Annotated in this window: 12 protein-coding genes; 3 read left to right on the plus strand and 9 right to left on the minus strand. The window is 50.1% G+C overall.

Annotated features, from left to right (window positions below; all coding sequences use genetic code 11):
• The first annotated feature begins 140 nt into the window (after positions 1 to 140).
• Entirely contained in the window at positions 141 to 821 is a 681-nt protein-coding gene (gene mtnC / locus K5621_RS19200) for an acireductone synthase (RefSeq protein WP_100143278.1), read from the plus strand.
• 130 nt (positions 822 to 951) lie between these two features.
• Here the strand turns inward: mtnC and urdA are convergent, their stop codons facing one another.
• From urdA to K5621_RS19230, 6 genes are all read right to left on the minus strand, one after another.
• The gene (gene urdA / locus K5621_RS19205; RefSeq protein ID WP_221050063.1) at positions 952 to 2706 is read right to left on the minus strand and encodes a urocanate reductase; all 1755 of its coding nucleotides are present in this window, start codon (positions 2704 to 2706) and stop codon (positions 952 to 954) included.
• A gap of 42 nt (positions 2707 to 2748) precedes the next feature.
• Positions 2749 to 3513 carry an outer membrane protein OmpK gene (locus K5621_RS19210; RefSeq protein ID WP_221050064.1) on the minus strand — a complete coding sequence of 255 codons (765 nt, stop codon included), beginning with the start codon at positions 3511 to 3513 and terminating at the stop codon, positions 2749 to 2751.
• A 278-nt stretch (positions 3514 to 3791) separates the two neighbouring features.
• The gene (locus K5621_RS19215) at positions 3792 to 5003 is read right to left on the minus strand and encodes a sensor histidine kinase (protein ID WP_100143275.1); all 1212 of its coding nucleotides are present in this window, start codon (positions 5001 to 5003) and stop codon (positions 3792 to 3794) included.
• A 1-nt stretch (position 5004) separates the two neighbouring features.
• Positions 5005 to 5667 carry a response regulator transcription factor gene (locus K5621_RS19220; protein ID WP_221050065.1) on the minus strand — a complete coding sequence of 221 codons (663 nt, stop codon included), beginning with the start codon at positions 5665 to 5667 and terminating at the stop codon, positions 5005 to 5007.
• Between the two features lies 1 nt (position 5668).
• Complete coding sequence (locus K5621_RS19225) at positions 5669 to 6409, minus strand: response regulator transcription factor (RefSeq protein ID WP_221050066.1); 741 nt, start codon at positions 6407 to 6409, stop codon at positions 5669 to 5671.
• Positions 6410 to 6880: 471 nt separating this feature from the next.
• Positions 6881 to 8533 carry an HAL/PAL/TAL family ammonia-lyase gene (locus K5621_RS19230; RefSeq protein ID WP_100143272.1) on the minus strand — a complete coding sequence of 551 codons (1653 nt, stop codon included), beginning with the start codon at positions 8531 to 8533 and terminating at the stop codon, positions 6881 to 6883.
• A gap of 429 nt (positions 8534 to 8962) precedes the next feature.
• On the opposite strand from K5621_RS19230, the gene K5621_RS19235 reads away from it, so the two are divergent.
• Both K5621_RS19235 and K5621_RS19240 read left to right on the plus strand, forming a co-directional pair.
• Entirely contained in the window at positions 8963 to 10783 is a 1821-nt protein-coding gene (locus K5621_RS19235; protein WP_221050067.1) for a M14 family metallopeptidase, read from the plus strand.
• Between the two features lie 32 nt (positions 10784 to 10815).
• Positions 10816 to 11232, plus strand: a complete 417-nt coding sequence (locus tag K5621_RS19240) for a GFA family protein (RefSeq protein WP_221050068.1) — start codon at positions 10816 to 10818, stop codon at positions 11230 to 11232.
• A gap of 75 nt (positions 11233 to 11307) precedes the next feature.
• Here the strand turns inward: K5621_RS19240 and K5621_RS19245 are convergent, their stop codons facing one another.
• The 3 genes from K5621_RS19245 to K5621_RS19255 all read right to left on the minus strand — a co-directional run bounded on the left by K5621_RS19245 (position 11308) and on the right by K5621_RS19255 (position 15892).
• The gene (locus K5621_RS19245) at positions 11308 to 12645 is read right to left on the minus strand and encodes a coproporphyrinogen III oxidase family protein (protein ID WP_100143269.1); all 1338 of its coding nucleotides are present in this window, start codon (positions 12643 to 12645) and stop codon (positions 11308 to 11310) included.
• Between the two features lie 253 nt (positions 12646 to 12898).
• A complete protein-coding gene (locus K5621_RS19250; RefSeq protein WP_245003116.1) occupies positions 12899 to 14452 on the minus strand; it encodes a methyl-accepting chemotaxis protein in 1554 nt (517 codons plus the stop codon).
• A gap of 459 nt (positions 14453 to 14911) precedes the next feature.
• Entirely contained in the window at positions 14912 to 15892 is a 981-nt protein-coding gene (locus K5621_RS19255) for a formate dehydrogenase subunit gamma (RefSeq protein ID WP_100143267.1), read from the minus strand.
• Between the last annotated feature and the right edge of the window lie 37 nt (positions 15893 to 15929).

Genomic DNA, 15929 nt, shown 5'->3' on the forward strand with positions numbered 1-15929 from the left:
ATGCCGGGCTTTTTGTTGCCGGTACAAATACTTCAAATTGGAATATGGGTAGGCAACAAAGGGTTAAAGAAGCTGGTCAAGCGCGCTAATAAAGCTTAGGATCTGCACAGAAAACAGCACTTTTTGGAGTAATTCACCTTATGGGTATCAGAGCCATAGTCGTCGACACCGCCGGCACTACGACAGATCTTAACTTTATTCAGGATGTGCTTTTCCCCTATTCGGCCGAGGCATTGCCGGAATTTTTGGAGCGCTATCAGGATAATATTCTGGTAGAAAACTGCATCAGTGACACCAAGGAGATGGCGCTGGAGCCAGATGCCGATCTGCCGCGAGTAACGGAAATACTCCAGCAGTGGGTAGCCGAAGACCGCAAGGCCACGCCGCTGAAAACGCTGCAGGGGCTGATCTGGAAACAGGGCTATGCCAAGAATGAGTTTACCGGCCATATCTACCCTGACTTCATTGAGGCTATCAAGGAATACAGAGCTCAAGGGCTGAGAGTGTACAGTTTCTCCTCCGCCTCTGTGGAAGCCCAAAAGTTGCTGTTCAGTCACAGTGATGGCGGCGATCTGACCGAGCTGTTCAATGGGCATTTCGATACCCGTACTGGCGGCAAGCTGGATAAACAAGCCTACAGCAACATCATCAACACCATCAGTCTAAGTCCAAAGCAGATACTGTTTGTCTCTGACGTTCTGGAAGAACTCAAGGCCGCAGCGGCGGCGGGGATGATCACTTGTCAGATGACGCGTGAAGCGGGACAACGCACCGGCGATTTCCGTCAAGTGAAGAGCTTCTCCGAGCTGAAGATCGACTGATAATGCATTAATGATAGGTAGATAAAAGGGGAGCCATTGGCTCCCCTTGTTGTTTTAAATGCCTTTCCTGACAGGAGCTTTCCCTTCTCAACTGTATGAGTCAGCTCCTATTCGAAACGGTCAATGAAGCTCAGTTAGCAGCGGCCTGCTGACCCGCAATACGGCCAAATACGATGATGTCAGTATAGGCGTTACCACCCAGACGGTTAGTACCGTGAGTCAGACCAGTTACCTCACCGGCAGCAAACAGACCTGGGATCACCTTACCTTGCTCGTTCAACACGTGGGTCTTGGTATCGGTTACCAGACCACCCATGGTGTGGTGTACAGATGGTGTGGCTTTCAGGATCCAGTATGGGCCCTTGCTCAAATCCACCAGACCGGCTCTGTGATTGAAGGCTTCATCCTTACCAATTTTCGCGTAGTGGTTCACATCCTTGATGGTCTTCTTGAGGTTTTCCACCGGAATGTTGAACACCTTGGCGGCTTCTTCAATGCTGTCGACTTCATACATCAGGCCACGGCTGGTAAAGTCTTTGTACTCGCCTTGGTGCATCGCAATAGTGCCGGCTACATCGTCGATGTCCTTGTTCCACAGTACATAGGTGTAACGACCAGGCTGTTCCAGAATCGCATGGGAGATCACGTCACGACGTTCCAGCTCTTCCACAAAACGCTCACCGTTTTGGTTGACCAGAATCGCGCCGAAGAAGCGAGAGTCGGCGATCAGGGCAATAGCGCCAGTCTCTGGGTTACAGATTGGATAAGTTTGGATATAACCCAAGTTACGGGTGTCGGCGTGGATCTTCTCACCCATGACAATACCGTCACCTGTACCACCTGAGATACCTGTCGTACCATAACGCTCGTCCAGCTCTGGATTGTATTGCTTACGCATAGCCACGTTGGCAGAGAAGCCACCGGTAGCTACCACAACACCGCGCTTGGCATGATAAGTGATCTTCTTGCCATTTTTAGTCGCTTCAACACCGACAACCCGACCATTATTGTCCATCAACAGACGCTCGGCGGTAGTGTTAGTGTGAATAGGCAGACCGACTTCTTCGGCTTTCTTGGCAAACTTGCCAATCACTTCGGCGCCCGTGTGGCCTTTAGGGATCAAGGCGCGCTTGACGCTGTGACCACCGAACTGGAACAACTGGTTAGGATAGTATTCGACCTTGACGTAGTCACGCAGCCATTCGGCAGCATCAACGGCATTGTCTACCAATACCTTAACCATCTCAGGATCACCCTTGAAGTCGCCTCCTTTTAGCGTGTCTTGCATAAACAGCTCTTTGGAGTCGGTAATCCCCATGTTCTTTTGTACCCAGCTACCGGCCACGTTCATCTCGGCGCCGGAGATCAGCGAGTTACCGCCGATGATGGGCATCTTTTCAATGATAACGGCAGAAGCGCCGGCTTCCATGGCTTCCAGACCGGCACTGAAACCGGCACCACCAGAGCCTATCACCACCACATCGTAGGTGTATTCGGCCGGTGTCAGGGCTTCACCATGCTTGGCGGTAGCGCTGGCTGCAACCAGGGTCACACCCGCGGCTTCAATACTGGCCGCCACGGCCTGCTTGAGAGCATTAGAGGTCACGGTCGCACCGGAAACCCCGTCAACATCTACAGAGTTGTTATCTATGATCGCCTGCTTCACATCTTTGAATGCGGCGGCAGCCAATACCGGGTTTTCTTTCTGCTTCAGTACATCGATAGCCACGATACGGCCATCCTGGATGCTGGTTTCTACCAGGATTTCACCATGCTTGCCCTGGGCAGTCCCCTGACTCTTGATGATCTCATGGGTCACCTGACAGCCGGTAATCACCACGGCAGTGGATATGGCCACGCCCAAAACGGATTTGTTCAACTGCATATTCAGTTCCTGTCGATTAAAAAAGGGAGCTTGGCTCCATTGTTAAAACTGGTATCCCAATGCCAACCCATACTCGATACCATCGTTGTACTGCGCACCCCAGCTTTCGTACTGAGTCAAATGCAGCTTGCCGTAGAAGGCATCGGTAAAGTTGGTCTGCCAACCCAAAATGATCTGGTGCCCATAACTGTCATAACTGAACAGCTTCTGGTGCTCTTCATCCCTATCTATCTGCGCCTCATAATTGACGGAGAGTCTGTGCTTTAATCCGGCAAAACTCAGCGGATACTTGGCATTTAGCACCAGGGCATAACCCGAGATGTCATTAAAATTCTCATCTGTTGGTGAAAAATGACCAAAGGTATAGTTGAAGCCGACCCCGTAGTTCAGTGCCAAATCGCCAAGCTTGCTGTTATGAGTAACCCCCAGATACAGATTGTCTTCCATCAGGGTTTGACTGGAAGAAACGAAGTTTTGCGCCCAAAAGTTGAATCCGCTCTCACCCAGCTTATGCTCGATGATCGCCAAGGATTTTATAGTGGTTTTACCATCTTGATTCTTCTGGTTTTCCGCAACTTCACCCGGGTTTTCAAGCTTGATATTGGCGAAATAGCTGCCCCAATCAGCCAGACCTAAATGGCTTAGCTTCAGAAAAGGCTGGTTAAAGACGCCAGGGTTATCATCCTCGGTATCACTGGTATAAAATTTATAACCAAGATCCAGACTGGTTTTGGTCACATCGGCTTGCACATTGGCAGCAAACGCCAGCGCCAGCGCCACTCCACTCAACAACCATTTTGAGTTCATAATATTTCCTCAGACAAATTAAATGCCAAGTAGTTGAAAACTTTAAACACATGAATTGGACAAGAAAATAGTAATTAAACTCAGCCTACAACGGCTGTGATCTTGGTCGATTACAATCCTTAAAAATATAAACTCTGTGGTTTAAGGAAGTAGATAATAAAAGAACATAAATTAAGTGAAAATTCCGTCAAATATAATAAGAAGAGACGGCTAATGCCGTCTCTCGCTAAAATAATAACAGCCATACTTTAAATATAGGATTTAACTCACACTTTCCTCTAATCTGTAATTTCTATCTCGGCAATAAACATCTGGGGCGGCCGATATTCTTTAAATTGCCAACCCAATTGTCTGGCCAACCGTTTGACCAACATCAACCCCAAACCAAACCCACCCAAACCATCTTGGAGCGTGGAATTACTGACCCGAATACGATTACCACGTTGTTCAACCTGCACCCAGCCAGAACCGTGTTCGAGCGCATTACGCAGCAGATTGTTGAGCATGATGGACAAGGGCTCTTTCAACACCAGTAATTGGGTATCGTCGCAGTCAAGTTGAATCAAACCGGGTTTACCTTGAGCGTGTTCCTGCTCAGCAGCCAACTGCTGCAACAACTTCGCCGGCACCAATGGCTGTTTTTCCAGCTTGGTACTGCTCTTATTGGTGAGCCATAACAAGGTTTCTATGATGGATTTCATCTGCGCAGTTGCTTGGCTGGCGGCCAGCACCGGTCCGGTCAGTTTACCCCATTGCAGGGTCAGTAGTTCAAAAGATGACTGACAGATAGCTACAGGAGTACGCAGTTCATGACTGGCAAAACGCAGAAAGTTAAGCTCCCTCTGCTGGGCGTTTTGCAGTTGTTGCAGTGAGGTGTTAAGGGCATCCACTATCGATTGCAGCTCGGCATAACCTTGCTTGGGAAAGCTGAAGCCATTCATGCTTTGCCAGTCGTGTTGCTTGATCGCTTGGCTTATTTTATGTACCGGAGTGATCACCTGTTTTTGCATATGAAACGCCAGACTGGCGACCACCCCAAAGGTCATGACTATCAACAGCAAGATAGCGGTCATGTTCTTCGGCGCAAAGACAAGATCATGGGTGGCATCATAGTGCAGCCACAGATACAGTGGCTGCCCTGAAGCAGTGTAATGCACGCTCAAGGCATCGATATAGGGACCATCTAGATGCTGATAGCGAATGCCGGTTTCTTCGGTTGGAGGCTGAAAATCATTGATAGCCTTGATCTTATCAGGTACCCGCTGCCAGTCGGCAAACACACTGATATTATCGGTATCCAGTTCAGTACTGCCTTGTCGAAATACGGCTTCGGCCGCTTGACCCGCATTATGCAGGGTGATCTCATGCATGGAAAACATGCCGGTGCACATCATGCAAAGGGGAATGATACTGTTGATGGCCAAGGTCACCGCCAAAAATACCAAACCGTAAATCTGGTAACTGCGTTTGAGACTGAACTTGGGCATCATCTCAGTCACTCCTCAGGCAGAGTCCAACCCCGCGAATGGTGTGGATCAACTGGCTGTCGAACGGCTTATCCACCACTCGTCGCAGCAGATGCAAATGGCTGCGCAGGCTATCACTATCTGGCGGACAATCGGGCCAGAGCATGCGCTCTATCTCTTCCCGCTCCACGGTTTCCGGACTGCGGCGCGCCAATAAAGCCAGTATCTGCCAGCCGGTGCGACTCAAAGACAACAACTGTCCCTGGCGATAGGCTTCGTGCTTGCCAAAGTCCATCTCCAACTCACCCAATTGTAGTTTTGGCGGTGCCGGGCGGCGCTGTGCCACCACCTTGAGACGGGCTACCAGTTCTTCCATGGCAAACGGCTTGATCAGATAATCATCGGCGCCGGCATCAAAGCCATGCAACCTGTCATCCAGGCCACTGCGAGCGGTAAGCATAATCACTGGAGTCGCGATACACTCTGCCTTCCATCCCGCGCAGGCAGTGATACCGTCACCATCCGGCAAGTTGAGATCCAACACTATTACATCGAAATGCTGTTGCCTCAGCAGCCCGTTGGCCTGGGCCAAGGTTTCTGCATAGTCACACTCAATGCCCTTAATCGCCAGGTACTGAATAATATTGTTTGCCAACAGACGGTTATCTTCGACCAGCAGTATTAACATATCAGATCAACTCAAATTGATGGGCCAGATGGATCAGGTTTGCCCTGTTACTGGCGCCCAGTTTTTTACGCATTGATTCCATATGGTATTCAACCCCGCGGACACTAATGTGCAGCCGATCAGAGATTTCGTGATTCTGTAACCCGGTTGCCGCCATTCTCAGCACTTTTCTGGCATTAGCCTTGAAGATCCGGCTCTGTAAAAACGGGTTGAACCTCTGTCTATCGTGTTCAAACAATAGACTCTGAGCCAAGATCAGGGTCTGCTGCAAACGCTCAGGTTCCGGATCCGGATGACCTGAACCCAACAGGATAAAACGGCCAAACCAGGTCGGATTAGCGTAACTGGGCACGGGGAAGCTAAGCACGGTATCATAACCATGCTTGGTGAATAGTTTTTTTACCGGATCCCCCTCTTGCCAGCGATAACGCCAGGCCTTGTCGGCGCTCAACGACTCGACAAAATTACTGTCACTACGGGCAAAGTGTTCCAAATAGAACTGCTGCAACGCCGCTATCCTGCTCGTGGATGCCAGAGAGGCTATCGGCTTACGTAGCCATACAGGGGCAAATAACTCCTGACTTTCAGGTTGCTCCAAAGACTCCTTGGCGTGACAAGGTAATCCCCGAAACCAAAACCCCTTAAATCCCAATCTGGCAATCAAAGGACTGACGGTTTGCAGAACCTCTAAGGGACTGCTGTTGGTTTCAGCAAATGTAACCTTGTCGATCACTGTACTCATGCGGCGCTCCTCAAGAATAAGAATCGAAGCCAACATAACTCAGGTTATGAATTGAACAAAGTCAACTGAAACAGATATTTAGATTGGGCTGCAAAAATGTAACTCATGTAAAGTCAGGCGCGGTTTTTGACGATATTTTCACATAATTTTGGTTATGCTTTCGGGCCTGTAACAGGTTTATTTTGATTAAACCTGCAGTTTCCCAAGCTTCCTTCTCCAGAGAATCGTCCCCAAAAGCTCCCATCAATTGTATCTTTGCTTATATCGTTGCTTAGTGGCGTTAGTTCAAAATCGATAATAAGAAAAACCGCAAAAAAAGACTAATAACCATTAAAATCAGATGATTACACATTAAACCAATAAGCTTATCTGGCGGAAACAGTCGTATTCGTCCTTGCGGGTTCTTTTTCAATAAAAAACCCCGACGGGAGCGAATCCGGTCGGGGCTTGCGTCAATGCAATAATATGCCGTTAGAACTTCATCAAGAACTGAGTAGATGCCTCAATGTCAGGCGTGAACACTCTATCTTTATCGTAGTATGCCACCTGCTTACGCAGCGCTTTCAACAACTGTTCATTTTGAGGAGAAAGCTGTTTGTGGTTAACCTTTTTCTGTAGGTCCATCGCCTGGGCCACCTGCATCAGCTCAAAGCCATAGATGCGTGCCACGCCATCGACGACCTTGGTGAGGTTCTTACCGGCCTGGAAGTAGTTGCTGAAGTTATCCTCGATACCCCCTTGGTTGGCAATACCATAGAAAGACACTGGATTGGCAGCATGGGCAATCTCAGCAAACAGCGCGGTGAAACCATTTTGCAGGGTATAGAAGGCCTGACCATTGGCATCATCAGGGTCGACCAAGGCTCTTGGCAAACCGGTGAAGTAGGGATCAATCAACTTGATCTGACGGTTGCTGGAGTATTTGCCCAACTGCGCCATGGCATTGATAAAGGCCTCGGTCTGGGACGCCAATTGGATGGTATCGAAGTTGGCCGAGGAGTTAACCGCTCCTGAGACCCCACCCTTGGTAAAATATTGCGCCACTTGAGGAGCATCGGCGTAACGTCCGGGGTTGGCATTGATGTAAACCGTAGGGTTATCATCAGAGCTGTTGATCTGAATATTCACCAAGGTTTCCAACTGCTGCAACTGCGACATGGCATGGGCCACAGGCCAATGAGCACCACGATAGGAGAGCGCATCCTGCAACGGCCGTTTCTCATCGCGTTGGAATAGATATCCTCCCTCCAGATTGGCCAGAATCTCCTGACCTACCTTCTCGATATTTGGCATAGGTCTGGCTGCCAGAGTATGAGGCAACAAGGGGCTGATATTACCGTTGATCCCTTCAAGAGCCGCGGCAATGAGTCGGGGAGAGAATTGGATGATCTGACGGGCATCACCAATAGCATTGATTACCTGTGCCGTTGCCAGTGCGTTGTTGGACAGAATAGAGAGTGAATCCTTCCCGAAAGGTACCAGCGGCTTGATCCCGGCTTGCTTCATCGCCTTGGCCGCCGACATCCGCTGGCCTTTGTAGAACACATCCCACTCACCCATCATGGCGGCGCCTATGTGTGAGGCCAACAGGATGTCACTCAACCCCACAGAGCCATCTTCCGGCACAACGGGAATAATATCTTCGTTGATAAACTCTTGGTAGATGCGGGCCACATCTGGCTGCACACCAACATGCCCAGTGGCTATCTGATTCAACCGAATCGCCATCGCCATTTTCACGGTTTCCGGCGCTATGGGTTGGCCGCTGGCTGCCGAGTGAGTGAACAGCATGTCACGGTTAAAGTCTTCCGATAGCTTACGGGCTTCGGCGCTCAGGGAACCGTCTTTACCGAATACCGGGGTATCCTTGTTCTTGCCTACCCCAACGGTGAGCCCGTATACCGGCGTGCCTTGACGAGCAGAATCAATGAGTAATTCGTGACTGGCATTGATGACTTGCTTAGCCTCTTTGGTCAAAGCAACTTGGACATTCTTTTCTTTCAATTGCAACAGCTGTTCAATCTGGAGTGACTGACCATCCAGGGTAATTACCTCTGCAGCCGAAGCGCATCCAAGCGGTAAAACCATTGCAGATACTATCAATATATTTGATATGCCTTTCATCGACATTTCTCCAAAATCTTACTTAATCAGGATCTATTAATGTGATTGCCACATACAAAAATCGACAAATGGAAGGCAGCCACATCAAGCCTCTACTTTACTGATATAAGATATTTAATATTTATATTCAAAAAATAAAAACAAACGTCATTTCAATTAATTCGAACAAGAAATTACAACAATGAAAATAACTTAAAAAGAGCCCATTTGTGGTTATTTCGAATAGATTGCAAATATATAAATTTTCGGCCATCCAAGATATTTTTTGACACTAATTTGACGTAGCTGAAATTAGGCAGGGTTCTGCAGCCATCTTGCTTAACCCTAATTAAGTTGAATCAGTCACCTTGAGTGACTTGCAGGGTTCAGTAAATTGGTGAAAGATAGAGCGTTTACACAATAACAATATCCTGTACCCCGGAGCCTTTCATGCGCATGCTGTCCCTGCTCTGGCTCGCTGTCGCGACGTTACCCAGCGCCGCACTTGCCGAACCAGCCATCCAAGCCAACACCTATATCAATGATGCCATTTTGCCGCCGCTCAAACCCTGGAGTGGTGCCAGCGAGGCCTTAATGCGTCCAGCCGACGACGGCTGGGCCACGCCTTTTGAGCAATCCGGCGGTATTGAAAGCCCAAGCTATCAGCAGACCTTTGCCTGGCTGGATAGGCTGATGACCCAAAGCAACAAGCTCAACAAGGTGAGCCTGGGCAAAAGCCCCCAGGGCCGTGATATCTGGATGATAGTGGCCAGCGCCGAAGGTGCCGCCACCCCGGCACAGCTGAGACGCAACCATAAGCCCAATGTTCTGGTGCAAGCCGGGATCCACTCGGGTGAAATTGACGGCAAAGATGCCGGCATGATGTTATTGCGGGATATCATAGTCGGCGACAAGGCCGAGCTGTTGGAACAAGTCAACCTGCTGTTTGTACCGATTTTCAGTGTCGATGCGCACGAGCGCTCCAGCCAAAGCAACCGGGTTAATCAACGCGGCCCACTGAACATGGGCTGGCGAACCACCAGCCAAAACATCAACCTCAATCGTGACTACGCCAAGGCCGACAGCATAGAGATGCAACACATGCTGACCGCCATCAACGACTGGCAGCCACAGCTGTATATCGATGTGCATGTCACCGACGGTATCGACTACCAATATGATGTGACCTTTGGTTACAACCTATCTCAGGGGCTGAGCCCCGCCGGTTATAACTGGCTACAACAGGAGTATCGCCCGGCGGTAGAGCAGGCGCTGACCCAAGCAGGTCATATCCCGGGGTCTCTGGTCTTCGCCTTGGACAATACTGACTTGAGCAAGGGCATGTCACTGTGGAATGCCTCGGCCCGCTACTCCAACGGCTATGGCGATGCCAGACACCTACCGACCATATTGATTGAAAACCACAGCCTCAAGCCGTTCCGGCAACGGGTGCTGGGCACTTATGTGATGCTGGAGCAAACCCTCAAGACGGTGGGCGCCAAGGCGACCAAGCTGCGCGCGGCGATAGAGAAAGACAAGTACCGCTACCCACGGCTGGTGACCCTGACCTGGAAGTCACAAAAGCAGCAGCAGGGCTGGGATTTCAAAGGCATAGACTACCAATTGGAACAGAGCCCCATTTCAGGCAAACAAGTGGTACGCTGGACCGGCGAGCCCAAGCTTTATCCCAACCTGCCGGTAATAGGCAACACGGAGGCGGATATCCGGGTCAGCCGCCCGGCCGCTTACTATATTCCGCCCCAGTGGCAAGAGGCGATTGCCAAGCTATCGCTGCACGGCATTCGCATGACTCGCCTGGAGCAACCTCAAACACTGAAGTTGCAACAATATCGCCTCAGCGAACCCCAGTTTGCCGCCAGTGACTATGAAGGCCGCCAGAGAGTCAGTGCCAAGGCCAAACTGGAAAAGGTTGAACTCACCTTGCCCGTCGGCACAGTCAAGATAAGTACTGAGCAGCCGCTCGGCGATCTGGCGATGATACTGCTGGAGCCGCAATCGCCCGACTCACTGCTGCAGTGGGGATTGTTCAACACCATATTCACCCGCACCGAATATATTGAGGACTATGCGGTTGAGCCTTTGGCACAACAGATGCTGGCCAACTCCAAAGCGCTTCAGGCCGAATTTGACCAGGCGCTCAAAGACCCGGCCTTTGCCGCCGATGCCAAGGCTAGGTTGCGTTGGTTCTACGAGCGCAGCCCTTACTATGACAAGGCTTACCTGGCGTATCCCGTCTATCGCGCCAGATAGGCCCTGACGATAAGCTATCCAGGAGTCGAGCGATGAAACCGCAGAATGAGTTACAGGGAGGCTGCCTGTGCGGCGCCATACGTTATCGCCTCGAGGGTGAACCGTTCGATGCCGACCACTGTTACTGCAGTCAATGCCGCAAGAGCACAGGGGCTGTGGTGGGCAGTTGGATGGACTTCAGGCTGGAGCAACTCACCTGGCAGGGGGAGACCGTGCGGGAATATGCCTCTTCGGCCAAGATCCGCCGCGGCTTTTGCCCAAACTGTGGCACCAGCCTGAGTTATCGCAGTCTCGACCATCCCGAGTTTATCAGCTTGAGCATTGCTTCTTTGGATGACCCAGACAGAGTGGTGCCCAGATATCATATCTACAGCACCAACAAACCCGCCTGGCTGCAGATTACTGACGACTGCCCCCGTTATCCCAGTCATCGCAGTCAAGGCGGCTAACCGTCGGCAGATGCGTAATTGCGCAATAAAAAATCCGCTCTGTGGCGGATTTTTTATCATTGATTGAGGCAAAGCTTACATATCACAAGGCTTCAGTGGCTTACGCAGCTGCGCCCGGACATTATCCATACCGGAATAGAACTCTTTCATCATCAGCAGGCCCATCATCTTGCCGTTGTCTGTAATGATCAGCTCATCCGGATTTTTAGGATCATTCTTGATAGCGCCAATCAACTTCATCGAGCTCATCTCTTTGAACAGGGCCGTGTCCAGATTAACGCCAAAAGTATCGCGGAAATACTTGCGCGACAGACGGCCAGAGAACATCCCGAGCAGGAAACGATACTGCATCACATCTTTCTTGCTGTACTGCTTTTGCTGCTCAACACCCATCTTGCCGCTGGCGATCCGCTCCTGATACTTGCGCAGCGAGAAAGTATTCACATGCAGGGTATCGTTGAGGAAACTGAATGAACCTGAGCCCACGCCCAAGTATTCGTCGTAGTCGATCACGTACTCGTCAAAGCCTTCATCGTTGGCCTTGCCAAAGGCCCAAGCCGACAACTGGTTATACTGACCATTGAGAGTATTGAGGATCATCCGGTACTGGTTGGCCATATCGGCCTGCGGTGCTGCCAGTTTCCCTTTGACACTCTTACGGGTCTGGTGAGTGATCATCAAGGGATAAGTGGTGATCTGACGCGGATCCAGTTTGGAAGCCATATCCAAGTCATGTTGGATCACTTCGTCTGTCTGACCGCGGAAACCGAAGATCAGATCGACGTTGATAATCGGAAACAGCTCTTTGGCGGCCATGATCTTGTCGAATGTTTGCTGGCCGGTACCGAACTTTTCCAACCTGTCTGTCATCTTGAGGATGTCATCATTGAAGCTCTGCACCCCGATGGACATGCGGTCAACCAAGCCCTTGAGCTGTTTAAAGCCAGGACTGTCCAGGTGTTGGGGATCCGATTCACAAGAAACTTCCTTGATGGAAGGGAACAGGGTCTTGGCATACTCTATGGTACGCGCCAGCTCATCTTCCAGCACAGTCGTGGTACCGCCACCTATATACATGGACTCGAAGTCATAGCCCAACTGCTTGACCATATCCATCTCTTTGCGCAGCGCCACAAAATAAGCGCGAGCCTTGTCTTCCTTGAACAGAAAACGATGGAAGGTGCAGTAGGAACAGAGCGTATGACAGAAAGGCACATGGGCATAGAGCATGTACTTCTTGCCCTCTATCGGCGCCGGCATCACATCAGCAGAAATAGTGTCCAGCCTCAGATTCTTGTCAACATAGTACTGCATCACCCTTTCCATGGCCCCCAACATCCAGTTGGGTACAGTAATATTGGCTTGGTAAGGTGTGGCCAGTTGGCGATCGAGGGTTTGAATTATAGATGACATAAGGCTTCCTGTTAGTTTTGCTAATCCTTAAGAATCACAGTCCATTAAGTGATATCCCAAGGTACTGCCAGCTGTGGGTAGACTACCTCCTGTGGAGTAGCCAAACCGTGAACTGGCTAGAAGTTAACAATTCCTATCAGCATCGGTTGTATCTTTTTGTTAAGCAGATCATGTTTTAGTGATGACGGATGAAAATCCGTCTTTAGAGGGGTTGAGGGCTCAGAATAGAAAAGGGGGCCGTAGCCCCCTGATTTTAATTGAGTTTAAATTGTCTAACCACGGCTGCAAGCTGATCTTTAGCGGCGGCCAGCGCCTCGGTACTGTCAAGTGTCGCCTTACCGCTCTGATTCAACTCTTCTACCATTTCGCGAATAACACTGAGGTTACGGGTAATCTCTTCAGAAACCGAACTCTGCTCTTCAGCAGCCGTAGCTATCTGAGTGCTGAGGCCATTGATATCAAACACATGCTCGGTCAGCCCCTGCAGACTTTCGGCCACCAGAGTCGTAGTATCGGCGGTAGCCTGACAGCTCTGGCGGGTACGATTCATGGCATTCACCGCGGAATCGGCGCCTTGACGCAGTTGCTCCAACATGTTGTTGATCTCTGAAGTGCTGGCCTGAGTACGTGCCGCCAACGCCCTGACTTCATCGGCCACCACGGCAAAGCCGCGCCCTTGTTCACCGGCACGGGCCGCCTCGATAGCGGCGTTCAATGCCAACAGGTTAGTTTGCTCGGCAATCTCACCAATCACATTCAGCACACCGGCAATTCTGCGGGTGCTCTCATCCATCTCGGCAATGGTTTGAGAGGCGCTGTCGACTTCATGTACCAGTGCCATCACATTGTTGGAAGCTTGCTCAACTGCCTGACGGGATTCATCACCTTGGTTTCTGGCCTTGTCTGTCAGCTGTGCAGCAGAGGCGGCATCGTTGGCAACCCCTTGAGCGGTAGCGCTCATCTCTTCAACTGCGGTAACGACCTGGTCGGTTTCCAAAGCGTGGGCCTGCAATGCGGCCGAGTTAGCCTCAGATTGAACATTGAGTTCACCCACCTGCTGCGCCATATGTTCAGAGGCTTGGGCGATTTCACGGATCATGGCTTGTAATCTGTCGCTAAGCTGATCCAAATCGGCCGCCAGAGTACAAAGTTCGTTCTGACCTTTGATCCCTATCTTGTGGGTCAAGTCGCCGACCGCCAGTTTGGCAACTGATTGTTGAATACGGGTAATGATCGCCACCAGATGACGGCTCATCATCAGCGCCATCACCAAGGAGGTCACTATCGCAAATAGAATCAACCCTAAAAGAATGGCTTCGGCCTTATCGACTTCGGCAACGGTTCTTTCGCCCAACTCTTGGTTGCGGTCAGTGATCTGTGCAACCAATTGGTTGATCTCATTACTGACCTCAGGGCCCAGATCCCGGCGCTCAGGAGATAGCTCCGGCTCGGTACCGGTTCTTTCAGCCAATGCCAACTCATCAAAGTAGAGCCGAGTATAACGATCGATCCCAGGCTTGAGGCTGGCAATCCGTGAATCGGCATTGCTCATAAAGCCGGTATCAAAATTGGCAAGGTTGGCTATCAAACCATGTACATTGGCTTGGTGGCTACGCACACCCTCGGTATTGTGTACCAAAGACGCCAATCTCAGTTGGTAAAACTCCTCACGAACACCGGCGAAAGTCTCTGACAAATTGTTATTGTTTACCAGACGTTCGCTGACATCGTTGAGCTGAAAAAATGCACGGTATGCAAAGATGCCGATCACTATCAGTAGCACACTGGATAGCAAAGACGGCAGCATTGATAACACACTGGTTCGAGTATTATTGATCATGATGGTATCTGATTGAATGAAGGAAAGATGCGTAACTTTGTTACGTTTGTAGAATGATCTTACTTAATGGCGATTAAATAATCAATCCACTCCAAATGCAGACACACTCTGTGCATCCCATAAAAAAAACATAGTACTGTTTTATTTTTATGTCCATGTTTGCGAGCAGAAAATAAAAAAGTTAACCGTTAAGAGGGGTTAATTTGTAACTTTGTTACATTTTTAGACAAAAAAACCGAGGGCATGGCTGGGGATGATTTAAATTAGCAATAAAAAACAGTCAATTATATAAATACACCTCGTATTTATGATTAATGAATCTCAATCCAGGTTTAAATATCAAAAATAAAAAAATCATTTAGGTATTTTTCATTATTGATAAAAAGCCGTGTCGACTGACACGGCTTTTCAGCGGAAGAATGGACCTCAGTCTCTGTATTTCAGAGTACCGTTGGCCTTAATCTCGTCATACCACAGGTTATGGTGTTGAGTCGCCCAGTTTTCATCACAGTAACCGGAAACCATACACTCCATACCACCCTCAGACATAACTGTCGCCATGAAGATATGCACTATGGAGAAGGCACAGATGATGATGGCGCTGATTGAGTGCAATACCAGAGCGATCAGGCTCAGGGTACGGCTGGGTTCAAACAGGTTGGGGAACAACAGCAACATGCCTGAGGCTGAGATGATCAGTCCAAAGAAGGCAAAGGCCCAGAACCACATCTTCTCACCGGCGTTGGCAAAGCCGGCATCAGGGTGTTTGCCCTTGAAAGGACCGAAGTTGATGTAACCGCCCACCACCATGAACCACTTGACGTCGTACATCTTAGGTAGCTGGTTCTTGGCCCACAACAGCGTCATCAGCGCCCAACCGAACATGAAGGGAATCGCCATCACGTCGTGCACTTGCTTGGCGCCATTGACCAGTGAAGCCCAGAAGCCTTCCCCCAAATAAGGTTGGAAGAAGAAACGCCCGGCCAGCAGTACCAAGCCGGTGAGGATCAGCAGCAAGCAGGGGATCGCCCCCAGCCAGTGAATGCTCACGTCAAACTTGGACCAGCGATATACCATCTTGCCGGAGAAACCATGGTGCAACTTGGAAATACCGTTAACCATGATAAACAGAGCAAAGATGATGATCATGCCAAACAGGGCCAACATCAACCCCGGAGCCAGCCAGTCGCTGCGCAGCTCCAGTACCCGCAGATCATAGGTATTGATCGGCTGGTTGTGGAACTGGCTGTGAGACGTGGTATACCCCGTTGCCCCATCCTTGAGCTGAGCCCAGATCTGGGCATCGCTCGCTTGTGGTTCCACAGGTGCATCGGCACCATTGGCGAAGCATACGGCGCTGAACATGAGCGCAATAGCCAAGCCTATGTGTTTGAACCATTTGTTCATATTAACCTCTCTCACCGACCCGGCTAAGCCGGGCCGG

Source organism: Shewanella carassii (assembly GCF_019670705.1).
Classification (GTDB): domain Bacteria; phylum Pseudomonadota; class Gammaproteobacteria; order Enterobacterales; family Shewanellaceae; genus Shewanella; species Shewanella carassii.